Below are 499 nucleotides of genomic sequence, written 5' to 3'. Positions count from 1 at the left end.
CATTATGGTCAGCGATTACGCCGAATCCACACTGGTACCGGAGCTGGTAAAGCGCCTGCGTACCGAAGCGCCGGATATCATCCTCGACGTACTGACCCCCTCGGATGTGACCTTTAAAGACGTAGAAGCCGGTAAGGTCGATATGGCCATTAACCGCTTTGACGAGATGCCACAGTCTTTTCACCAGATGACTCTGTGGCAGGACGATTTTGTCTGTCTGATTAACCCCGATCATCCGGGGATTCTCAATTTTGATCTCAATGCCTATCTGGCTTCCAAACATATCTGGGTAAGCAAAACCGGTATGGGTGCTGGTGTGGGTATCGACCCGGAGAAAGTCATCCGTCTGGGCTGGGTGGATAACGCCCTGTCGAAGCTCGGGCATAAGCGCAAAATTTCGGTGTTCACCCGTCATTATCAGATGCCGGCGCTGCTGGCGCTGAATAATGATCTGGTGGCGACATTGCCGCGCAAAGTGGCCGATATGCAGGCTGAATCG

The 499-nt window shown here is 52.9% G+C and carries 1 protein-coding gene; it reads left to right on the top strand.

The window, feature by feature from the left end; translation table 11 throughout:
• Positions 1–499 (top strand): LysR substrate-binding domain-containing protein (locus B3P58_RS20840; RefSeq protein ID WP_286716252.1); only part of this gene is annotated, 499 nt, incomplete at both ends.

The sequence above is a fragment of the Thalassolituus sp. UBA2009 genome, from assembly GCF_002335285.1.
Taxonomy (GTDB): domain Bacteria; phylum Pseudomonadota; class Gammaproteobacteria; order Pseudomonadales; family Oceanobacteraceae; genus Venatoribacter; species Venatoribacter alkanivorans.
This window is presented reverse-complemented; position numbering and strand designations above follow the sequence as displayed.